The sequence below is a fragment of the Acinetobacter sp. CAU_H_56 genome (assembly GCF_058599425.1).
In genome coordinates this window covers 1,683,752-1,706,123 of sequence record NZ_CM178654.1, presented here as the reverse complement: position 1 = coordinate 1,706,123, position 22,372 = coordinate 1,683,752, and the positions used below count along the sequence as shown (strand labels likewise).

The following is a 22,372-nucleotide window of genomic DNA, read 5'->3' as shown; positions in this document are numbered from 1 at the left end:
TTTTTTGATTTCAGAATCTTAGTGATTTTCTGAAGCATGGTTGATGGTATATTTTGGAATTTCAACTTCCAGATCTTCATCCACAATCTTCACTTGGCAAGACAGACGGGAATCAGGTTCTAATCCCCAAGCACGATCGAGCAAGTCAGCTTCGACATCATTCATTTCTTCAAGGCTGTCGAAACCGCGACGAACAATTACGTGGCAAGTGGTACATGCACATGACATATCACATGCATGTTCAATCTTGATTCCGTTTTTCAGCATGCTTTCACATAGATTGGCCTCTTGTTCAACTTCAAACTCAGCACCTTCAGGGCAAATTTGCGCATGTGGAAGAACTTTAATACGTGGCATAGTCTTTACCTTAAATTAGTTTGAGTTTGACCAATCGTCGAGTTTAGTGCCTTTAAGGGCAGCATCAATATGTTGATTCATGCGCAGAGCAGCAAATGCATCACTATGTATTTTAAGCTGTTCTACTGCAGATTCAATGGCTTTGATATCTGTGCCTTGTAGCTCGGACTCAAGTCGTGCTTGCGCAGCAGTCAGTTCTGCCAATTGCTGTTCATTCATCAATTGAGCATCTACTTTCAGTGCCTGAATCAGTGCTTCAAGTTCACGTTGTGCTTCCACCTTGGTTTCCTGCAGATGACGAAGATTCTTATCTTCTTCAGCAAACTGATAACCTTCTAACAGCAGACGTTCAGTATCTTCACTCGACAGACCATAAGATGGTTTGATATCGATTTGTGCAGTCACACCTGAAGTCATTTCTTTGGCAGAAACGGTTAACAAGCCATCTGCATCCACTTGGAAAGTCACTTCAATACGTGCCTGACCTGCGGTCATTGGTGGAATACCATGCAGGACAAAACGGCCTAAGCTACGGCAATGTTCTACCAAATCACGTTCACCTTGTACCACATGAATCAGCATAGCGGTTTGGCCATCCTGATACGTTGTAAATTCCTGGCGACGTGCGACTGGAATAGCGGTATTGCGTGAAATCAAACGCTCAACCAGACCGCCCATGGTTTCCAGACCAAGAGAAAGTGGAGTCACATCTAATAATAATGATCCATCTTTGCTGTTACCAATGAGCTGATTCGCTGTAATTGAAGCACCAATCGCAACCACTTCATCCGGGTTAATGGTGCATAGGGGCTCTTGGTTAAACACATCACGTACTGCTTTTTGCACGGCGTACGAGCGGGTAGAACCACCTACAAGCACCACATTCTGAATATCATCAAGTTCCAGCTTGGCATCACGCATGACACGCTTACATACGCTGATAGTCTTGTCCAAAGCAACTTTGATGATTTCTTCAAAAGTCGGACGATCTAAAGTCAGGCTTTGGTCAAGCAGCTTTAATTCAACTGAGTCAGCATCAGATAATGTTTCTTTAGCTTTACGCGCAGCAGTAATAAAATGCGCATATTCAGCATCATCTAGGGTTTCGATATTAAGCTGTTTTTTAGCCCATTTTAAAATCAGACGATCAAGATCATCACCACCAAGAGCAGTATGGCCGCCAGTCGCCAATACTTCAAATACGCCTTGAGAGAAACGTAGAATTGAAACGTCAAAGGTACCGCCACCCAAGTCATAAATCACATAGTTGCGATCTGTGCTCAAGTTGGTTTCCTGATCCAGTCCATAAGCTACCGCAGCAGCCGTTGGTTCATTCAATAAACGCAGAACATTTAAACCAGCCAGTTGCGCAGCATCGCGTGTTGCCTGACGCTGTGCTTCATCAAAGTATGCAGGAACCGTAATCACGGCACCGTTAATCTCATTTTTTAAGCTGGCTTCAGCACGTTCTTTAAGCTGCTTTAAAATTTCCGCAGAAATCTCAACTGGCGTTTTACGACCTTGTGCAGTTTCAAATGCCGGCATTTCATTCGCTTCGCCCACCAAGGCATAAGGATGCTGGAATTTAATATCTGCTTGGGAGCGCCCCATAAAACGTTTTACGGATACAATCGTATTTTTAGGATCGGTCGTAATAAAAGGTTTGGCATCATTGCCATATTCGGTGCTTTGTGCTGCATAATGAACGATAGAAGGAAGTAACACACGACCTTGTTCATCTTTGAGTACTTTGGCTTGACCTGAAAGAACCGTGGCGACCAAAGAGTGGGTGGTGCCTAAATCGATACCAATCGCAATGCGGTGTTCATGTGGTGCACTTGATTGACCTGGTTCTGCAATCTGCAAGAGAGCCATAGTGTTACATCCTTTGCACGTTAAAATTAAATAGAAAAATTAAAATTCGTCATCAAGATCAAAGCTGTCATCATCCAGGAAACGGTCTTCCGCTTTGTCGATGTCCGCCATGACTTTAACAAAGAAACGCAGTTTACGCACGGTATCGCGAGCTTCACCCCAGTCTTCATCTTCATAGTCAATTTTGAACTCACGAACCAGACCATCAATCCATTGCTGAACTTCAACTTTCAGAGAAGAAAGATCTTCAGCCGATGAAGCTTCATCTAATTGTTCGCGAATTTCCAGCGCATCCTGAAGAAATTCAAAATCGCTAATAGACTGATCCAGATGATAGTCCTGTTTTTTTAAAGACAGTAAATAAGCTGCACGGCTATCAACCGCTGATAAAGCCTTGAATGCCTGGTTGATCTCGCTTGATTTAATCAAAGCCTGATCTTTATCTTCAGCTTTATCGGGGTGATATTGTTGCTGCAACTTTAAAAACTCTGCTTTTAAAGTGGCTAAATCAATATCGAGTGCTACAGGAAGATTGAACAACTCAAAATGATTCATGGGAGATAGAGTCCGCGATTAATATGCAAAAATGATTAAGCTTGATGACAATTAAAATAACTGCCTAAATGCAATTAAAACAGTGTATTTCACACTGTTTTAATGCTGAAAAAAGAGAATTATTGTTGCAATCAGACAGTGAATGACTCACCACAACCACATTCGCCTTTTTTATTTGGGTTATTAAATTCGAAGCCTTCGTTCAAGCCGTTTTTCACGTAGTCCATTTCTAGACCTTCGAGATAAACCAGACTTTTTGGGTCTACGAAAACTTTAACACCAAACTGTTCAAAGACCTGGTCATGAGTATCGACTTCGTCGACAAACTCAAGAACATAAGCAAGACCAGAACAGCCTGAAGTTTTCACACCAACACGAATGCCTTCACCCTTACCGCGACTTTTGAGGTAATTGCTGATATGAGTTGCTGCATTTTCAGTTAAGTGGATCATGAAAACTCCGTGAATCTTTCTTTAAAAAACGAATGATTAAGCTTTAGACTTCTTGTTACGGTAGTCTTCAACAGCCGCTTTAATTGCATCTTCAGCCAGTACAGAGCAGTGCACTTTTACTGGTGGAAGAGCCAATTCATTAGCGATATCAATGTTTTTGATCGCTTGTGCTTGGTCTAAGGTTTTACCTTTTAACCATTCAGTCACTAATGAACTTGATGCAATTGCAGAACCGCAACCATAAGTTTTAAAACGTGCTTCTTCAATCACGCCTTCATCATTTACCTGGATCTGTAAACGCATTACGTCACCACAAGCAGGTGCACCGACCATACCAGTACCAACGTTTTCTGCATTTTTGTCTAAAACACCAACGTTACGTGGGTTTTCGTAATGATCAATTACTTTTTCGCTATAAGCCATGTTGCTTCTCCAAAACTCGGGGTCAGCCTTAATATAAATATGGGGATTAAAAATTTTTTATCAATGAGATAGCAGCGTAAATACAGCTATCTCAGAGTCAAAAATTAGTGCTCAGCCCATTCAACTGTAGAAAGGTCGATACCTTCTTTGTACATATCCCAAAGCGGAGAAAGTTCACGTAATTTCTCAACAGCAGCTTTAGTGATATTTAAAACGTGATCGATATCTTCTTCAGTGGTGTACTTACCAAAGCTGAAGCGGATCGAACTGTGTGCAAGCTCATCAGAAAGACCTAATGCACGAAGTACATAAGATGGTTCAAGTGTTGCAGATGTACATGCTGAACCTGACGATACGGCTGCATCTTTCAGTGCCATCATCAATGATTCACCTTCAACAAAGTTGAAACTTACGTTTAGGTAGTTTGCAACGTTTTGAGTTGGGTGGCCATTTAAGAAGACCTGTTCAAGACCTTGTAAGCCATTCCAAAGCTTGTCACGAAGTACACGTAAACGAGTTTGTTCAGACTGTAAATTTTTGCCTGCAAGTTCAAATGCTTCACCCATACCAACGATCTGGTGAGTCGCAAGAGTACCTGAACGCATACCACGTTCATGACCGCCGCCATGCATTTGTGCTTTTAGACGTACACGTGGTGAACGACGTACGAACAGGGCACCAATACCTTTAGGACCATAGATTTTATGTGCAGAGAAGCTCATCAAATCGACTTTCAATTGAGAAAGATCGATTTCAACTTTACCTGCAGCCTGTGCAGCATCAACGTGGAAGAAAATCTTTTTCGCACGGGTGATTTCACCAATCGCAGCAACATCAGTTGTCGTACCGATTTCGTTGTTTACCATCATCAGGGAAACAAGAATGGTGTCTGGACGGATTGCTGCTTCAACCATTTCTGGAGTAATTAAGCCAGTTTTTGGTTGCGGCTCAAGATAAGTAATCTCAAAACCTTCAGACTCTAGCTCACGACAAGTATCCAAAATTGCTTTATGTTCAATTTTAGAAGTAATGATGTGTTTGCCTTTAGATGCATAGAATTGAGCCACACCTTTTAATGCAAGGTTGTCAGATTCAGTTGCACCTGAAGTCCATACGATTTCACGCGGATCAGCTTTTACTAAATTCGCCACTTGTTCACGGGCGTATTCAACTTTTTCTTCCGCTTGCCAGCCATAAGCATGTGAACGAGATGCTGCATTACCGAAGGTGCCTTCGAAAGTTAAGCATTCCATCATACGTTCTGCAACTTGAGGATCTACCGGAGTTGTTGCTGCATAGTCAAGATAAATCGGACGTTTCATGTCAAATACCTGTAACCGATAAAAGGGCTGAATCAATGTTTGCTGAATTTTGGCGTAATGACACGGTTTGCACGTTGTCACGAGCTACAAGGTCAGCAAGGGTGATTTTTGCGAGATAATCGGCAATGTGGTGGGAGAGTTCTTGCCATAAATCATGAGTCAAGCACATCGCGCCATTTTGGCAGTTGCCTTTATGGTCACAGCGAGTCGCATCAACTGTTTCGTTTACAGCTTCAATAATTGCTAACACAGTAATTTCATCTGCGCTGCGTGCTAAATGGTATCCACCATTGGCACCGCGAACACTCGAAACTAGACCATGACGTTTTAGTTTCGCAAATAACTGCTCGAGATAGGCAACAGAAATAGTTTGACGTGCTGCAATTTCAGCAAGCGTGATCGTTTGTTCAGATGGCTGCAAAGCTAAATCAAGTAGAGCAGTCACTGCGTAGCGACCGCGAGTGGTTAGGCGCATGATTCGATACACATGGTTAGACTAGATGTGTAGATTTTATGAATCCCGACTAAATTAGTCAAGTTATTTTTGTGAATGGCGAGCGTATTTAATTTTCTGAAAATGAAAGAATTACACGCTGATCCAATTATACACTAATAACGCAATCAAAAGTACTGTGATTATACTAAAGGCCATATTGATCCGCTTTTGACGGCGTTCCATACGTTTAATGCGGTTGCGATACTGTTTAACTTCAACTTGCAGGCTATTAATTTTGGAACGCTGATCTTCAATTTTCTTTAATAAAGGCGCAATACGTTTTCTTGATGAAACAATATCGGTCTCATCTGCCGGTGGTTCAGATAACCAGTGTTTCCAGTCAGACAATACTTTAGGTAAGGCAAATAAAGTCAGTAAATCACGGAACTCGTCTTTTAAAACCTGATTACCGTCAATACGCATCGCACGAATGCTTCTGCGATTGCCAAAGATAAAAATTTTAATCAGATCCATTAAAGTGGTGCGAACATCCAGATCAATAATTCTGCCTGGTGCTTTATAGTCAAATAACAGCCCGTCTTTGGTAAACTGAACATAGAAATCAAAATATGGAATATAACTATTGATTTTTATTGTAATATTCTCATCTACAAACTTCTTCGCCTGAAGAGCAACAACACGGTCATGTTTGAGAATGAACGTGAAAATTGTTTCTAAAACGATCAAAGTCATCGTAAGCAACAAATGTGGTTGATTTTGACTTTGTTGCGATTCACTCATATATACAACCAATCCTTACCTGAAAATTAAAATGAAAAAGCATCCTGCTGAGTAAAAGATTTCAGGGTTAAATCAAATTAGACTTGAAATAAAGTGCTTTGTAGAACAGTTTAGCAAATCTATCAAGCCCTAAATTTGCTATTATGCGGTGATTTTGTAGATAATTTTATGATATTTGCATAGAAAATAAGCAGGAGTCGTGTACATGGATAAAACAAAAACGACACAAGATACAGATCAGGAATTGATTGAAAAACCAGTGAAGAGTAAGTCAAAGTCTGCCTCAGAGCGACGTTCGATGCTGGACTTTCGTAAATATACCAAGCAGATCTGGTTAGCTGGCCTTGGGGCATTTTCCCGCGCAGAGGAAGAAGGCAATAAACTGTTTGACTCGCTGGTCAAGGTCGGAGAAGAGCTGGAATCCAAAACAGTCGATATTGCAGATCAAACTGTGGAAAAAGTCTCCGAGAAAGCACGCGAATCTGTGACAGATACCAAAGATAAGGTTGAAAAACTGATCGACAACTCTGTTCATCATTCCTTGAATCGTATAGGATTAGTGACATTGAAGGATGTACAACATCTGGAGCGTTTAATTCTTCAGTTGCATGCCAAGGTTGATGAATTGACCTTGCAGCAAGAAAAAATACAGAAAGAATTATCGGAAAAAATACACACAAAATGATTTTCTTCATAATTCAATGTTTTTTTCGCATATATTTTGAAAAAAAAGAGGTTTATAAGTATTGCGTTTATACCTAAAGCATTGCTATAAAGGCGTTATGGTAGTTTAAACAAATTCTTGGACCTTAAATAAACGATATTAAGAGGACGTAGTTTTCATGAATAAATCAGAATTAATTGATGCAATTGCAGAGAAAGGGGGATTATCTAAGGCTGACGCAGGTAAAGCTTTAGATGCTACAATTGCTTCTGTTACTGAAGCTTTAAAAGCGGGTGATACAGTAACTCTAGTTGGTTTCGGTACTTTCGGCGTTAAAGAGCGTGCTGCACGTACTGGCCGTAATCCACAAACTGGTGCTACTCTTGAAATTAAAGCAAGCAAAGTACCTAGCTTCAAAGCAGGTAAAGGCTTAAAAGACGCTGTTGCTTAAGCTGCTTCAATCCTAAAACGCGCCTTCTTTGGCGCGTTTTTTATTGATAGATTTAATTGTTTTGATTAACACATTCATTCAATGGGTTTTTTCGGTTAAAATCCTCTGCAAATAAAATATTGGAATACTTATGGAATCTTTTCGTAAAGTTATTAAGGGTTGGTTGGGCAAGGTCTTGCTCGTTCTGTTTTTAACCCCTTTAGCGCTTGTAGGTATTGAAGGATATTTTAGCGGCGGGAATTCTGATGCAGCAAAATCAGTCAATGGAACTGATATCTCTAAACAAGAATTAGAGTCACTGACAAAATCATTCAAACAACAATACTTAAGTTATGCCAATGGTGATGAAACCTTATTAAATCAAAGCTTCATCGATCAAAAAGCGATGGATACCCTGGTTGCGCGTACCTTGCTTTTGCAACAGGCTGAAAAACTGGGGATTAGCCTGAGTGACCAGCAAATTGCACAAATGATTTCACAGCAGCCTTCTTTTCAGGAGAATGGCAAATTTTCTAATGCTTTATATGAAAATTACCTGAAATCAATTGGTATGACCAACAATGCTTTAGTAGAAAGTTTACGTAAAGATCATGCACTGAAAATGCTGTCTTCTACTTTTATGGATTATCCACTGGTCAGTCCGGTTGAGATGCAGCAAATTGCAGATCTGCAAACTGAACAACGTCATATTCATATCGCTAGCGTGAATCTGGACAGCTATAAAAAAGCAGTAAAAGTATCAGAAGCTGATATTGCAGCATATTATGAAAAGCACAAATCCCAATTCAAGCAACCAACTAGCGTTGATGTGGATTATGTGGTGATCAAGCCGAGCAATATTGATACTGCCAATGTAGCGGTCACTGATGCAGAATTGCAGGAAGCCTATAATAAATTTGTGGCTGACCAGAAGCAGAATGTAAAACCAGAGGTTAAACATATTCTGGTGACTGCTGATAGTCGTAGTGATGCTGAAGCCAAAAAACTGGCAAGCGAAATTGCAGCTAAAATCAAAGCCGGTACCACTTTTGCACAAGCAGCAGCTCAATACTCTGAGGATCCTGAATCTAAATCTAAAGGCGGTGCTATTGCTGTCTATGAAAAAGGCGTGTTCGGTACTACATTTGATCAGACTGTTGCATCTTTAAAATCTGGTCAAGTTTCAGCGCCTGTTAAAACAGATTATGGCTACCATATTATTTCAGTCCAATTGCCTGATGTAGCAGTTCCATCTTTTGAATCTCAAAAAGCACGTTTATCTGAAGAAGTATTGGCAGCGAAAAAATCTAATGCATTCTCTGATACGGTAAACAGTCTGAATGACATGGTCGTAAGTGCGGACTCGCTGGATGTTGTTGCTCAGGAAGTGAAGGGTGTTCAGGTTCAGAAAGCAAATGGTGTGACCCTTGCGACACGTGATCCATTGCTAAGTAATGCGGCTGTCAAAGTTAAACTGTTTAATGATGACGTGAAAAATGGCGACCGTAATGCATCTTCAAGCATTCAGTTGGCCAATGGTGATGTGGCTTGGGTAAAAGTTCGCAATTATCATGCAGCGGGTGAGCAGACACTGGCAGAAGCAAAACCAGCGGTAAAAGCAAAACTGATTCAAGATAAAGCATTTGCTGCGGCTAAAGCTGAAGTTCAAACTGCATTGAATGAGTTTAAAACCAAGCCTGCAGCATCAGTTGCAAAAGGTAAACTGGTATTTGAAGATGCAGGCATCTATACACGCGCAGAAGGTCTGCTTAAGCGTGATGTACAACGTGCAGCATTTAGCGTACCAGCACCTAAAGCAGGTCACTGGTCAGTAACGACAGCAAATATGCCAAATGAATTGGTTGTTGTGGCAGTTTCTGAAGTGAAGAAAAATCCGATCGATGTTTTAAGTGCAGAGCAACGTAGTGAGCTGGTAAAACTGTATCAACAGCTTCGTGGTCAACAAGAATTTGATGATTATACGCGTTACTTAAAATCTCACGCAAAAATCAAATAAGATTCGCTTGTAAAAAAACCAGCCTGAGGGCTGGTTTTTTATTTTCTTAAGTAGGAAATAATATCTAAAATAAAAAATGAGCATACAGCTCTCTTTTCAAATCCGGCCATTTTATTCCGCCCGGAAAATTAGCTCATAACCTGTATATTTACGGATATTAATCACACCCGTATCCAGAATCAGATATTGACCTTTAATTCCTTGTAATTTGCCTCGGATCACTGGAGTTTTGTCCAGATTGTGAGATTTGATTTTCTCTGGATATTGCTCTACCGGATAGATGAACTCGCGCGGTAATTCCTTATCCAAAACCTCAATATTCTCATTAAACTGCAAATTCTGATTAAACTCTTCACGAATAGTTTGGATTTTCGGTGCAAATTCTTCAATCAGCTGATCGCGAACTTCAATCAGATTTAAAGGTTCCGCCTCACCTTTGAGCAATTTACGCCAGTCGGTTTTATCTGCGACTTGGGTACCAAACATCACTTCCAGTTTACCGGAAAGACGGCGAGAACCCACTTTCATGATAGGAAGGGCTTGAGTTGCACCCTGATCCAGCCAACGAGTCGGCATTTGATTGATCCGGGTAATTCCGACTTTTAAAGCACTAGAATTGGCCAGATAAACAATATGTGGTTGGAAGCAGACATTCTGTGCAAACTCATCTTCCCGGCAAGTGCCTAAATGATAATGGCAGGTTTCCGGTTTCATGATGCACATATCACATGACGCTTTAGTTTTAAAACATTTAAAACAGTGGCCTTGTGAGAATGATTTAGAAGTTTTTTTGCCGCAAGAAACACAATAGATATTTCCAGTCCATTCAATCTCGATTTCCTGACCTAACTGGAATGGAAGGTTAATTTCTGATCCATCTAATATTAATTTATATTCAACATTTGCCCGCTGGGTATTTTGATCAGTTACACTAAGGTCTGTAAGACCGACGTGCATTTTATGGCAAATGCCCTGAAGTTCCATAAAAAATTACTCACTTAAATCATAAGGATGCAGTCATGGCTGAACAGAATGTCATCACTTCAATGCTAGACGACTTCGCCAAAGAACAGCCAATTCATACTGCTATTTGTATCGGGCAGGATTTAACCCAATCTCAGTTTCAGCAATCTATTCAATGGCACTATTTTAACGTATCTGAGGTTTTAAATCTGCCTTTTCAACAGCGTTATGACTTGGCAGTAGTGATGCTGGATACTCCTGAAACCTTAGCATTACCAGAACAGCAGAAGAGTCAAATTCTGGTTAAAATGCGTGATTTATTTGCAAAACGTCTGGTGGTGGTGAGTCGCTTGCAGGATGAAAAACTGCTCAGGTCTCTAGGTCTGACCAAGTTGATTGACAAGACGGTTTATGGGGCGGATTTTGCACTCTGGCAATTCAATATTTTGACTTATAAACATGTGCCAGACTGGTTTAACTCTAAATTCTGGGCTAACCCTGAAAACTGGGATAAATATCGCTGGTAAAATTGGAAAGCTAGGAAGGACTTATATCAGTATTGCAAATATTAACAAAATCCTGCATGGAAAATATGAGTTCAGACTCTATTCTGTACAGAAGGCGTATACAGGAATGAGTTATGACCAATCTTAGTAGTATTGTGGAAATGCTGGCCAAGCAAGCCCTAGGAAATAACCAGTCGCGATCCCAGCAGCGTTCATCCCAGCAAGGGGGATTGGCAGATATTCTTGGATCAGTATTGGGTCATATCAATAATACCAATCAGCAAAACCTGAATCCAAATCAGCAGCATCAAAACTCACAACAGCAAAACAAGCAAAATGGCCTAGGTGCAATTTTAGGTGCTGTACTCAGCCAGCTCGGAGGTGGGAGCCAATCTTCCGCTCGACCAAGTTCTGGACTGGGTGGCAGTTCAACAACAAAGACTTTATTGATTGCTGTCTTGCCACTGGTCTTGGCCTGGATTCAGAAACAGGGCGGTTTGCAAGGAGCATTGGATAAGCTCAAAGGACAAGGTCTAAATAGCCAGGTTGATGACTGGGTCTCTACTGGCCCGGGTGAAAATGCCAATGTCGATCCGCAGCAGGTGCAAAACCTGTTTGATGATCAGGAAGTGGAACAGGTCGCAGAACAGACCCATGTGCCTAAGCAGGATGTCTATAGCGCCATTTCTCAGGTCTTGCCGCAGATTATTGATTCACTGACACCACAAGGTGAGCAGACCAGCAAGCAGGAAGCCAATAATGATATTCAGAATGTATTGAATATGGTCTCAGGCTTGTTTAAAAAATAAATCTATCTATCTAATAAAAAATCCCGACGTTTGGCCGGGATTTTTTCTATTGAATTACATGAACTTTAAGCTTCTTCCAGATTCAGGCTAAAGAGTCGGTTAGATTTACAGATTTTCTTGGCCACATAATGCGATTTTCTAAGACGGATTAAAATAATCTGAGACTGAAATTCCAGTTCGCCAAATTCAGGTTCGACCTGAACATAGTGTAACTGACCATACTCATCCCGAACTCGCGCTTGTGCAGAAAACCCGGGACGGGCATTGCCACTTGAAATCGTGGCTAAACGGCCTAACAGGTTTACATCATTCTTTTTATATTTAGGTGGAATGACCTGATCCAGACAATGAATCATAAATACGGTAAAGAAAATCGCAATGATCAATGCCGGTAGAATGATGTAATAGGCAGGTAAGAAATGATATTCCTGTGAATAGATCAGAAACTGAAGCAAATAGCCGGCAAAGCTAAAATTCATCAGAAAGAAAAAAACAATCAGGGTTTTGGAAAATTTGACATTTAGCCATTCAACATTCTGAAAGTCATACGGAGAAATGCGTTTCAGGAGTTGACTGGGTTTAAGCTTAAAATAGAAGGCAACTGTTTTTGCCATGCCAAGCAGAATGATGAACAATAAACTGAGATGAAATGGCATCAGGTTATAGTCAAGTAAAAACTCAGGCATGGCAAAATCCGTTTTAGCTATTATTCTGAAAGATAAATTCCGCCATCAGAATGCACGGTAATATCAACTTTTTCAAGTGATTGACCTTGACAAGGTCCAGAAATACATTCACCGCTTTCTACTACGAATAGTGCACCATGAGTAGAACATTCAATAAATTCCTGATCACGGTCCAGAAACTGGTTTTCCAGAAATTCCAGTTCTACCTGTAAATGTGGACAAATATTCTGGTAAGCATAAAACGAACCATCACGCTGGGTGATAAAAATTGTATCCCCATTTGGAAGTTCAAAAGAGCGTGCTTCACGCTCTGGAATATCGTCAGTCATGCAAATTTTAAACATTAAGCACATTCCTTAAGAACATCTTTTAATAATGCTGCGTATTCTGAAACAGCCAGACGTGGACCAAATTGCGCTACCACTTGACTAGACACTAAAATTGCCAGTTCTGCTGCTGTTTTTAAGCCAAGACCTGCATTAAGTGCATATAAAAAAGCACCCGCAAACGCATCGCCAGCACCATTGGCATCCACTGCAGTTACAGCACGGCCCGGTACAGTGAAGGTTTCACCATTATTGGAAATAAGCGCACCCTCAGCTGACATTGTAATGACAACGTATTGACTTAATTCTTTAAGTTTAGCCAGAGCGGCTTCGATGGTATCTGTTTCGGTATACATCAATGCTTCTTGCTGGTTGCAGAACAAGAGATCTACACCATCTGCAATCATTTCATCCAGACCGGCACGGGCATATTGCACCATCGCAGGATCAGAAAGGGTAAATGCGATTTTAACCCCATTGGCTTTGGCAATTTCACGCGCCTGTTTTACGGCCTGACGTGCTGTTTCTGATGTGGATAGATAACCTTCGATATAGAGCCATTTAGCAGTTGTTAAAGGCTGGAAGTCAATCTGTTCATTTGTCAGTTCAGCAGTAATACCTAAATAGGTATGCATGGTACGTTCAGAATCTGGACTGACCAGAACCATACAGGTGCCGGTTACGCCTTCACTGATCGATTGAGTTGTAGTATTAATGCCAGCTTCATTTAAGCCATGCAGATAGATGTGACCAAGATCATCATTACCGACACGGCAGGCATAGAATGCAGAGCCGCCCAAAGCTGCAAATGCAACTGTAGTATTGGCTGCTGAACCGCCTGAAGCCTGACCTTTATAAGTTTGAGTTGCTTTTAAGTTTTGATACAGAGTAGCCTGAGCTTCACCATCCGCAAGTTGCATGGTGCCTTTTTGCAAGTGATGTGCAGTTAAAAACTCATCAGAAACTTTAAATTCCTGGTCAATCAGCGCATTGCCAATCGCAAAAAGGTCAACAGTAGACATATCTAAATATCACATTAAAAATGAAAGTGCTAAGTTTACACGATTGCTCGGGTTTGCTGTAGTTCACTGAAACATTTTCAGAATACTTTAAAAGATTCTGTAACTTATTCAGCTTGAATCTTTGGTCTAAGAATTGGTTTATTTTTAAACGGTAGCGAGTGCAGCCATTGATTTAAAGGTTGGATTTTATTTATAAGATTAGAGTACCAAGCAGTTATACTGGTGCGACATTTGAACAATCATCTAAAACAGTGTGGGTATATGGATATTAAGATTGTAACAGCCGAGCAGCTCCCTGATCAGATTGACACTCTAGCGACACTGGCGCGTAAAGAAGGTTATGACCTGATTGATAAGTTAATTGAAGAATACCGCACTGGAAAAAACTGTTTCAGTCAAAATAATGAATTTCTGGCCTGTGCCTATGATGGCAATAAACTGATTGCCTGTGGTGGTTTAAACCAGCAATGGGGCGATAACGGCATTGAAGAACGGATTGGACGGGTACGTCGTTTCTATGTGCATCCAAAATATCGTCAACATGGTGTAGGTAAGCAGCTTCTGGCTTATCTGGAGCAGTTGGCACGACCATTTTATTCAGCACTTTGTTTACAGACCGATACCAAACTGGCAGCCAGTTTTTATCAAAAACAGAACTATGTCTTTGTTGAAAACCACCCGAGTTATAACTATTTCAAGTATATGATCTAGAGATCATTGCCCGACCTGATCATTTAAAAATCAGATGATCAGGTTTACTTAATTCGATCAAAATCCTCGGTTTTCTGCGTGAATAATTCAAACAACTACAGCTATAATGCGAATAATAATTTTTTAATTTAAGCATTAGGAGATCGCATGACTGTAGATGTCACTGAAACCATTTCTCAAACTGTACATCCTGCGTTTCAGTTGGTACGTCAACAACATGTTGAAGCTTTAGACATTTTAGTGTCTGAATATAAGCATAAAGTGACTGGCGCCACCCATTATCATCTGGCGACCAATCACGATGAAAATGTTTTTCTGGTTGCGTTTCGCACTCAGCCAATGGATTCAAAAGGTGAAGCGCACATTCTGGAACATACTGCACTGTGCGGCTCAGAAAAATTCCCGGTACGTGATCCGTTCTTCCTGATGATTCGCCGTTCGCTTAATACTTTTATGAATGCCTTTACAGCGGCAGACTGGACGGCTTATCCATTCGCAACTCAAAATGATAAAGACTTCCAGAACTTATTAGAAGTTTATATGGATGCGGCCTTTGCTGCGAACCTGAATCCGCTGGATTTTGCTCAGGAAGGTATCCGTATTGAGCTGGAAAATGGCGAGCCAGTGTATAAAGGCGTGGTATTTAATGAAATGAAAGGGGCAATGAGTTCACCTTCAGATCAGCTTTATCATACTTTGGCGCATCACTTATTCCCGGACACCACTTATCACTATAATTCAGGCGGCGATCCTAAAGATATTCCAGACCTGACTTATGAAGAGCTGGTGAACTTTTATAAAACGCATTATCACCCAAGTAATGCAGTATTTATGACCTTTGGTAATAAATCTGCTGCTGAGTTACAGGAACAGTTTGAAAATCTGGCGCTGTCTAAATTTGAAAAAGGTGAAACACTTTATTCAACTCCGGAAACTCGTTTAACTGCGCCACTCAATGTGACAGAAACCTATGCAGTGGATGGGGAAGATCTGAAGGACAAGACTTATCACGTATTATCATGGTTATTGCCAGAAGCGAGTGATATCAAGTTACGTTTAGGCTTGCGTCTGGTAGAAGGGATTTTGCTGGAAGATTCAGCATCTCCACTGCGTCATTATCTGGAAACCTGTGGTTATGCACAGTCAACTGGCCCATTCATGGGCGTAGATGATTCTAACTTTGAAATGACTTTCTACTGTGCGGTTCAAGGTTCAAATCCTGAACATGCTGAAGAATTCAAAAACGGAGTTTTTAAAGTTCTGGAAGATGTGGCCTCTAAACCGGTTGATCAACAGGCAGTGGATGCAATCCTGCATCAGATTGAGCTGCATCAGCGTGAAATCAATGGTGATGGTACACCGTATGGTCTAAGCCTGATCTTGAGCGGTTTAAGCAGTGCAATTCACCATCGTGATCCGGTAGAAGTCTGGGATGTGGACTCTGCAATTGCTTCAGTAAAAGAAGAATTGCAAGATCCAATGTGGCTGTCGAATCTGATCAAAGAACATCTTTTAGATAACTCGCACCGTGTTCAACTGACTTTAGTTCCAGATGCAAGCAAATCTACCAAGGAAGCTGAAGAAGAAAAAGCACGTCTAGCTGAAATTGGTAAAGCTTTAACTGAAGAACAAAAAGCCGAGATCAATGCCCAAACTGAAGCGTTAAAGATCCGCCAAGATACCCCAGACGATTTGAATCTGTTACCTAAGGTCGGTCTGGAAGATGTGCCTGCGGAATTGCAGATTGTGCAAGGTCAGTTGCGTGAGATTATCTGTAACCGCGTGGATACGCCGTTGAATCTGTATCATGCGGGTACCAATGGAATTTATTACCAACAGGTATTGGTGAAAATTCCCGATGAAGTGGTGCAATCATCGTATTTCAACCTGTTGTCTATTTTAATGGGTGAAGTCGGTGCAGGTGAATACGATTACCTGCAATTCCAGCAACTGCAAACAGCGGTCAGCGGTGGCTTGGGTATGGGTGCTTCATTGCGCTCTAAAGTGGATGACAAAAACAAGATTAGTGCGTGGTTAACTTTAACGACTAAATCTTTGGCTAGCCATCTGGATGCGATCCGTCTGTTAAAAATCGGTTTTGAGCAGCTACGCTTTGATGAAAAAGGCCGTATTATTGAATTGTTGCAACAACGTAAAACTCGCTGGCAATCACGGATTTCCGGTTCTGGTCATAGCTATGCGATGCAAGTGGCATCACGTCAGCATAGCGCTCTAGCCTTGCGTGATTATCATAATACCGGTCTGGGTGCCTTGAACTGGTTAATTAACTTGGTCAATCAGGCTGAAAAAGATCCAGCAGCTTATGACGCCATGATTGATGAATTAAAACGCATTCATGCAGTCTTGCTACAAGCGCCAAAACAATTCTTGTTGGTGTGTGAAGAACAGCAGTCTGAGCGTTTGATTGAAGAAATTCAAAACGTGTGGGACAAACTGGAAGTGAATACCGCACCTGCAGAATTGACTCAGGTTGAAAAAGTTAATCATAGCAATGATGAAGCCTGGTTGATTCAGACTAATGTGCAGTTCTGTGCAGCAGCTTATCCTACGGTAGAAGTTTCACATCCTGATGCTGCTGCCTTGATGGTATTGGCAGGCTACTTGCGTAATGGTTATCTGCATAGCGCGATCCGTGAAAAAGGCGGTGCTTATGGGGGCGGCGCAAGCTATGACGGCAATGCTTGTTCATTCCGCTTCTATAGTTATCGCGATCCACGTCTGGCAGAGACTTTCCAGGACTTTGATGCAAGTATCCAATGGTTGCTTAACGCACCTCAACAACCGCATCAGCTGGAAGAAGCTATCTTAGGTTTAATTGCCAGTATGGACAAACCGGGCTCACCAGCAGGTGAAGCGATTACTGCCTGTTATGCCTACCTGCATCAACGTACGCCAGCCTTCCGTAAACAGCTTCGGGAACGTTTGTTGCATGTCACTTTAGATGACTTGAAACGTGTCGCACAGACTTATCTGGTTGAACAGCAAGCTTCAAAAGCGGTTGTTGCGCCATTTGCCAAACGAGAAACTTTAGAACAACTCGGCTTTACAATTCAGCAAGTTCAATAAATAAAAACAATGAGGATAGAGGATGGCGCTTAATTCTATTAAGCGCTCAACTTTGCAGCTGGGCGTTTTGCTTGGCTGTGTAGTTGGGACGCAAGTTAATGCGGAAGATAAAACTGTAGCAAGTAGTCCGATGCCGGCAACGGCGGAGGCTTGCTCTGCGGTTGAAACCAATTCAGAACGCTTGGCCTGTTATGATGCGGTATTTAAAATACCGGCTGATAGTAAGCCTGAGATTGTTTCTGAACGGCGTGCAGCCATAGAAATTGCGCCCGAACCTGATAACCTCAAAGCAAAAATTGAACAGACCGTTTCCAATATTTATGCTTCTGAAGGATCAAAGCTGACTCCGGCTTTATCCTTGCTGGATAGCCGTTGGGAATTGTCGTCGGAAAGTAAACTGGGTACCTGGAATATCCGTTCCTATCAGCCGATTTATCTGATGCCAGGATTCTGGACTTCCAACAAAAATGAATTACCTCAGAGTGAAAATCCAAATAATACAGAAACAGAGCGCCAGAATTTGACCTCGATTGAGGGGAAATTCCAGTTATCTTTAAAAACCAAGGCAGTTGAGAATATCTTGGGTGACAATGGTGATCTCTGGCTGGGCTATACCCAGTCCTCACGCTGGCAGGTATATAACTCGGAAGAGTCCCGACCATTTCGTGAAACCAATTATGAGCCTGAAGCAAGCCTGATCTTCCGTACTAATTATGATCTATTTGGTTTGAACTGGCGTATGCTGGGACTAACCCTGAATCATCAATCTAATGGTCGTTCGGATCCATTATCTCGTAGCTGGAACCGGGTAATGCTGAATCTCGGTTTTGAAAAAGACAACTTCGCCATGATGCTGCGCCCTTGGTATCGTATCGAAGAAGATCGTGCAGATGACAATAATCCCGAGATTAAAAACTATATCGGGCGTGGAGATTTAACTGCGTTTTATCGTCACAATGCCCACGATTTTTCCCTGATGTTGCGTCATACGCTAAAAGGTGGAGATGATAACCGTGGTGCAGTACAGTTCGACTGGTCATTTCCGATCAGTGGACGTCTACGCGGTCAATTTCAGCTCTTTGATGGTTATGGTGAAAGTTTGATTGATTACAATCACCGTGCGACCTATGTGGGCTTGGGTGTATCCTTAATGAATTGGTACTAATCTGTTTCATGTAAAAAACCACGCTTAGGCGTGGTTTTTTTGCTTATGCGTATTTATTTAAATCTTAACCAATCTGAATTTCTGAAGGCGGATGTTTAAGACGGCTCTTTTTCGGTGTTGCAATTAAATAGGCAAGAGTTAAAGGTCCTAGACGACCTGCATACATCATCAGCATCAGAATAATTAAACTCGCTGGTTGCAATTCTCCAGTGACACCACGTGTTAATCCAACTGTACAGGCGGCAGAAACTGCTTCAAATAGCAAGTCTAAAAAATCATGATCGGGTTCTAGAATGAGTAAACTCATAAAACCGGTCATGACCAGACCTGCGGTAATACACACAACCGCTAAAGCCTTAAAAGTGGTTTTTTCAGAAATAGAATGATTGAACAAGCGGATTTCATCTTCACGGCGTAAAAAACTGATTACGCTGATGACCACAATAATAAACGTGCCAACTTTAATTCCACCCGCCGTACTTAAGGAACCGCCACCAATAAACATTAAAAAAATGGTGACTAGACTTGAGGCATCGCTCATCTGGTCCATAGGCAGACTATAAAAACCTGAAGAGCGGGGAACAGTGGCATGGAACCAGGCGTTGAGTGCCTGATCACCTACGCTCATCAGCGCTAATGTTTGTGGATTAGAGGCTTCTAATAGCCAGAGTACAATAAAAGCACTCAGGTTAAGACCCATAATCGTAGTCAGAATCAGCTTGCTATTCGGACTGAGTTTGCGCCAGCTTTTATTCTGTTTTACATCCATCAGAACCAGAAAACCGATCCCGCCAATGATATATAGCATGCTGATCGTGAAGGTCACGAAATACTGGCCGGAAAAGCTCATCAAGCTATTGGGGAAAAGAGAAAACCCGCCATTATTAAACGCAGAAACACTATAGAAAGCTGCATAAAACAGCGCTTCACCAAAAGGATAATCTTCCAGCCAAGCCAAGGTTAAAATCAGGGTGCCAATCGCTTCGAAAAACAGGGAGTATAGGAATACCGCTTTAATGGTAAAACTGACTTTCTTCAAACTGGTCTGGCCAATAGATTCCTGTGCCATCACTTGCTGTCTTAAACCAAGTTTAGGTGACAGGCTCATAAAAGCGAGTATGGCAAAGGTCATAAAACCGAGGCCACCACATTGCAGCAGGAACATAATCACGACCTGCCCAAAGGGTGTATAAGCTTCACCAACATTGACCACAGATAGCCCGGTAATTGTCACTGCAGAAGTTGCTGTAAAAATCGCTTCTAACCAGCTGATTTCAGTTTGATGCGCAAAGGGCAGCATCAGTAATAAAGAACCAATAAAAATCAGCCCGAGAAAACCTAAGGCCAGCAGACTCGGTGGACTGAGATTGACAATCCTGTTCTGGTTTAAATTTGAGCTTTTCATATGGCCTTAAAATGCTTGGACAAACGGCGTAGAGGCTCTAGTAATCCTTCGACCACCAGAATGTCACCTTCCTTAAGTAGCAGCTCAAGATCCACGATATGTTGTATTTCAGTGCCGCGTTTATGTAAAAGAACTTTAATTTCGGGAACCTGACTCATTAACTGGTGTAAGGGAGTGTCATGATGATCGGCATGAATCTCGATCTTGACAATATAATGATCATCTTCAAGTGACATATAACGGCTAACCATCGGGTAGCTGAGTGATTGTGCCACGCGGACGCCCATATCTTCTTCTGGGTGAATAATTTTTTCGACATTCAGATGAGTCAAAATCATATGGTGGGCTTTGGATTTGGCTTTGGCCCAGATTTTCTTTACGCCCATATTTTTCAGATGAAGTACACAGAGAATACTGGCTTCAATATCTTCACCAATCGCGACCACGACTGCTTCACAGCGCTGGATATCCAGTTCATCCAGGACATGCTCATCGGTTGCATCGGCAATCACCGCATGGGTAAGCTGATCGGAAATATTTTCCACATATTTTTTATCGAGATCGATTCCAATCACATCATGTTTCAGGCTGATCAGTTGAGTCGCCACTGTTGCACCGAAGCTGCCCAGCCCAATGACTGCAAATAATGCCATGCATATTTCCCTAAATCTTTTTATTTCAAATCAGTTCGTGTCTAAGTAAGTATCTTAAAGATTTTTATAGTTTTCAGCTATCTGGCCTTACATAAATACTTCATACATTTATTCAGCCGGACATAAAAAAACCGCCTCGAAAGGCGGTTTATATTAAACTGATTATTTCAAGAAACGCTGATAACCCAGATTATTGGTAATTTCTTCATATGGATAAGTAATGCTTTCCAATGTCTCAATCAAACCATCTGGATTCTGCTGGGCATCTTCTGCCTCCAGACCGACCAGTACGCGACCTTCTGCAGCGCCGTGGTTACGGTAATGGAACAGGGTGATGTTATGCGTTGGGCCAAGACGTTCCAGGAACATTAGCAGGGCACCTGGACGTTCCGGGAATTCCACGCGGAACAGACGCTCATTTTCAATATCGGCATGACCGCCAATCAGATAACGGATATGCAGTTTTGCAACTTCGTCATCAGACAGATCATCAACGTCGTAGTCAAATTTCAGGTTTTCATAGATTTCCTGACGTTCTTTCTCGCCATTTTTCAGACTGATGCCGACAAAGACCTGAGCTGCAGAAGCATCACTTGAGCGGTAATTAAACTCTGTGATATTACGGCCTTGTAGTGCACGACAGAATTTCAGGAATGAGCCTTTTTCTTCTGGAATAGTTACGGCAAAGATGGCTTCTTTGCGTTCGCCCAGCTCGGTGCGTTCAGCAATGTAACGTAGACGGTCGAAGTTCATGTTCGCACCGCAAACAATCGATACGATGTTTTTGCCTTCAATGCCGTGTTTTGCTACATATTTTTTGATACCCGCTAATGCCATTGCACCTGACGGTTCTACGATACTACGGCATTCATCATAAGTATCTTTAATTGCTGCACAGACTTCATCAGTATTGACCAGTACGACTTCTGGTTCTACGATCGGGCCGGAGTTGTCTGATTTTTGTAGGTGGATCACGTCAAATGGCTTTTCACCGATTTGTGCCACAGCAGTACCATCGGCAAATAAACCAACTGATGGCAGAATTACGCGGTCATTTGCATCAAAAGCTGCTTTTAAACATGCAGATTCTTCGTATTCCACCGGAATCACTTTGACATGTGGTGCAACATCACCTAAGTAAGCTGCAACACCTGCAATCAGGCCGCCACCGCCAACTGCAACAAAAACATATTCTACATCACGCCATTGGCGCAGGATTTCATTGGCAATCGTACCTTGACCTGCCATCACCAGTTCGTCGTCATAAGGCGGAATGAAAGTCATGCCATCTTCTTGAGCACGCTGAATGGCATATTTATTGGCAACGTCAAATGAATCGCCATGTAAAACCACTTCACCACCTAAACGTTTTACCGCTTGGACTTTAATGTCGGGTGTGGTCTTTGGCATCACAATAATCGCGCGAATACCCAGCTTTTTCCCTGACAGTGCCACGCCTTGTGCATGGTTGCCTGCTGAAGCTGTGATAACGCCACGTTCGAGTTGTGATTTCGGTAATTGACTAATACGGTTATAGGCACCGCGTAGCTTAAATGAAAAGACCGGTTGTAAATCTTCACGTTTAAAGCGAATGTTATTATTTAAGCGTTCGCTAATTCGTGGCGCTGCTTCGAGTGGGGTTTCGATTGCAACATCGTAGACCGTTGCTTGTAAAATTTGTCGAACCAAACGAGACAGCATGTTAAT

The 22,372-nt window shown here is 41.8% G+C and carries 23 protein-coding genes; 8 read left to right on the top strand and 15 right to left on the bottom strand.

Annotated features, from left to right (window positions below; all coding sequences use genetic code 11):
- Positions 1-18: 18 nt before the first annotated feature.
- The 8 genes from fdx to AC4MCC_RS08260 all read right to left on the bottom strand — a co-directional run bounded on the left by fdx (position 19) and on the right by AC4MCC_RS08260 (position 6,221).
- On the bottom strand, positions 19-357 hold the full coding sequence (gene fdx, locus AC4MCC_RS08295) for an ISC system 2Fe-2S type ferredoxin (RefSeq protein ID WP_491885115.1): 339 nt from the start codon (positions 355-357) through the stop codon (positions 19-21).
- A gap of 15 nt (positions 358-372) precedes the next feature.
- A complete protein-coding gene (gene hscA / locus AC4MCC_RS08290; protein WP_491885114.1) occupies positions 373-2,232 on the bottom strand; it encodes a Fe-S protein assembly chaperone HscA in 1,860 nt (619 codons plus the stop codon).
- Positions 2,233-2,271: 39 nt separating this feature from the next.
- Positions 2,272-2,787, bottom strand: a complete 516-nt coding sequence (gene hscB / locus AC4MCC_RS08285; protein ID WP_004786065.1) for a Fe-S protein assembly co-chaperone HscB — start codon at positions 2,785-2,787, stop codon at positions 2,272-2,274.
- Positions 2,788-2,918: 131 nt separating this feature from the next.
- Complete coding sequence (gene iscA / locus AC4MCC_RS08280) at positions 2,919-3,239, bottom strand: iron-sulfur cluster assembly protein IscA (protein WP_004786063.1); 321 nt, start codon at positions 3,237-3,239, stop codon at positions 2,919-2,921.
- A 36-nt stretch (positions 3,240-3,275) separates the two neighbouring features.
- Positions 3,276-3,662, bottom strand: a complete 387-nt coding sequence (gene iscU / locus AC4MCC_RS08275; RefSeq protein ID WP_004786061.1) for a Fe-S cluster assembly scaffold IscU — start codon at positions 3,660-3,662, stop codon at positions 3,276-3,278.
- 104 nt (positions 3,663-3,766) lie between these two features.
- Complete coding sequence (locus tag AC4MCC_RS08270) at positions 3,767-4,984, bottom strand: IscS subfamily cysteine desulfurase (protein WP_004786059.1); 1,218 nt, start codon at positions 4,982-4,984, stop codon at positions 3,767-3,769.
- Between the two features lies 1 nt (position 4,985).
- Positions 4,986-5,459 carry an Rrf2 family transcriptional regulator gene (locus AC4MCC_RS08265; RefSeq protein ID WP_004786058.1) on the bottom strand — a complete coding sequence of 158 codons (474 nt, stop codon included), beginning with the start codon at positions 5,457-5,459 and terminating at the stop codon, positions 4,986-4,988.
- 111 nt (positions 5,460-5,570) lie between these two features.
- Complete coding sequence (locus AC4MCC_RS08260; RefSeq protein ID WP_416656551.1) at positions 5,571-6,221, bottom strand: hypothetical protein; 651 nt, start codon at positions 6,219-6,221, stop codon at positions 5,571-5,573.
- 205 nt (positions 6,222-6,426) lie between these two features.
- Between AC4MCC_RS08260 and AC4MCC_RS08255 the strand changes: the two genes are divergently transcribed.
- The 3 genes from AC4MCC_RS08255 (at position 6,427) to AC4MCC_RS08245 (ending at position 9,332) form a co-directional block, all read left to right on the top strand.
- Complete coding sequence (locus tag AC4MCC_RS08255; protein ID WP_034170344.1) at positions 6,427-6,906, top strand: phasin family protein; 480 nt, start codon at positions 6,427-6,429, stop codon at positions 6,904-6,906.
- A gap of 157 nt (positions 6,907-7,063) precedes the next feature.
- Positions 7,064-7,336 (top strand): HU family DNA-binding protein, encoded by a 273-nt coding sequence (locus AC4MCC_RS08250; protein WP_004786051.1) that lies wholly within the window; start codon positions 7,064-7,066, stop codon positions 7,334-7,336.
- 130 nt (positions 7,337-7,466) lie between these two features.
- Positions 7,467-9,332, top strand: coding sequence for a SurA N-terminal domain-containing protein (locus tag AC4MCC_RS08245; protein ID WP_125278307.1), 1,866 nt, complete (start codon positions 7,467-7,469; stop codon positions 9,330-9,332).
- Positions 9,333-9,443: 111 nt separating this feature from the next.
- On the opposite strand, the gene AC4MCC_RS08240 is transcribed toward AC4MCC_RS08245, so the two are convergent.
- Positions 9,444-10,316 (bottom strand): DUF2797 domain-containing protein, encoded by an 873-nt coding sequence (locus tag AC4MCC_RS08240; protein WP_159122743.1) that lies wholly within the window; start codon positions 10,314-10,316, stop codon positions 9,444-9,446.
- Between the two features lie 35 nt (positions 10,317-10,351).
- On the opposite strand from AC4MCC_RS08240, the gene AC4MCC_RS08235 reads away from it, so the two are divergent.
- Complete coding sequence (locus tag AC4MCC_RS08235) at positions 10,352-10,822, top strand: DUF6231 family protein (protein WP_484459548.1); 471 nt, start codon at positions 10,352-10,354, stop codon at positions 10,820-10,822.
- A gap of 113 nt (positions 10,823-10,935) precedes the next feature.
- Positions 10,936-11,610: a YidB family protein gene (locus AC4MCC_RS08230; protein WP_491885113.1), complete on the top strand. Its 675-nt coding sequence runs from the start codon at positions 10,936-10,938 to the stop codon at positions 11,608-11,610.
- Between the two features lie 65 nt (positions 11,611-11,675).
- On the opposite strand, the gene AC4MCC_RS08225 is transcribed toward AC4MCC_RS08230, so the two are convergent.
- The 3 genes from AC4MCC_RS08225 to AC4MCC_RS08215 are packed head-to-tail and all read right to left on the bottom strand — an operon-like array spanning position 11,676 to position 13,644.
- Positions 11,676-12,296: an OB-fold-containig protein gene (locus AC4MCC_RS08225; protein ID WP_005235372.1), complete on the bottom strand. Its 621-nt coding sequence runs from the start codon at positions 12,294-12,296 to the stop codon at positions 11,676-11,678.
- A gap of 20 nt (positions 12,297-12,316) precedes the next feature.
- Positions 12,317-12,625, bottom strand: coding sequence for a Rieske (2Fe-2S) protein (locus AC4MCC_RS08220; RefSeq protein ID WP_373684488.1), 309 nt, complete (start codon positions 12,623-12,625; stop codon positions 12,317-12,319).
- A 14-nt stretch (positions 12,626-12,639) separates the two neighbouring features.
- Complete coding sequence (locus tag AC4MCC_RS08215; RefSeq protein ID WP_419365289.1) at positions 12,640-13,644, bottom strand: adenosine kinase; 1,005 nt, start codon at positions 13,642-13,644, stop codon at positions 12,640-12,642.
- Positions 13,645-13,905: 261 nt separating this feature from the next.
- On the opposite strand from AC4MCC_RS08215, the gene AC4MCC_RS08210 reads away from it, so the two are divergent.
- The 3 genes from AC4MCC_RS08210 (at position 13,906) to AC4MCC_RS08200 (ending at position 18,607) form a co-directional block, all read left to right on the top strand.
- Positions 13,906-14,355, top strand: coding sequence for a GNAT family N-acetyltransferase (locus AC4MCC_RS08210; RefSeq protein WP_034170350.1), 450 nt, complete (start codon positions 13,906-13,908; stop codon positions 14,353-14,355).
- A 147-nt stretch (positions 14,356-14,502) separates the two neighbouring features.
- Positions 14,503-17,442, top strand: a complete 2,940-nt coding sequence (locus AC4MCC_RS08205) for an insulinase family protein (protein ID WP_491885112.1) — start codon at positions 14,503-14,505, stop codon at positions 17,440-17,442.
- Positions 17,443-17,464: 22 nt separating this feature from the next.
- Positions 17,465-18,607 (top strand): phospholipase A, encoded by a 1,143-nt coding sequence (locus AC4MCC_RS08200; RefSeq protein ID WP_491875868.1) that lies wholly within the window; start codon positions 17,465-17,467, stop codon positions 18,605-18,607.
- 64 nt (positions 18,608-18,671) lie between these two features.
- Here AC4MCC_RS08200 and AC4MCC_RS08195 read toward each other — a convergent pair whose 3' ends face one another.
- The 3 genes from AC4MCC_RS08195 to ilvA form a co-directional block, all read right to left on the bottom strand.
- A complete protein-coding gene (locus tag AC4MCC_RS08195) occupies positions 18,672-20,012 on the bottom strand; it encodes a TrkH family potassium uptake protein (RefSeq protein WP_004786026.1) in 1,341 nt (446 codons plus the stop codon).
- The gene (locus tag AC4MCC_RS08190; RefSeq protein WP_104426160.1) at positions 20,009-20,665 is read right to left on the bottom strand and encodes a potassium channel family protein; all 657 of its coding nucleotides are present in this window, start codon (positions 20,663-20,665) and stop codon (positions 20,009-20,011) included. The genes AC4MCC_RS08195 and AC4MCC_RS08190 overlap by 4 nt, the downstream gene beginning before the upstream one ends.
- Positions 20,666-20,827: 162 nt before the next feature.
- On the bottom strand, positions 20,828-22,366 hold the full coding sequence (gene ilvA, locus AC4MCC_RS08185; protein WP_491885111.1) for a threonine ammonia-lyase, biosynthetic: 1,539 nt from the start codon (positions 22,364-22,366) through the stop codon (positions 20,828-20,830).
- Between the last annotated feature and the right edge of the window lie 6 nt (positions 22,367-22,372).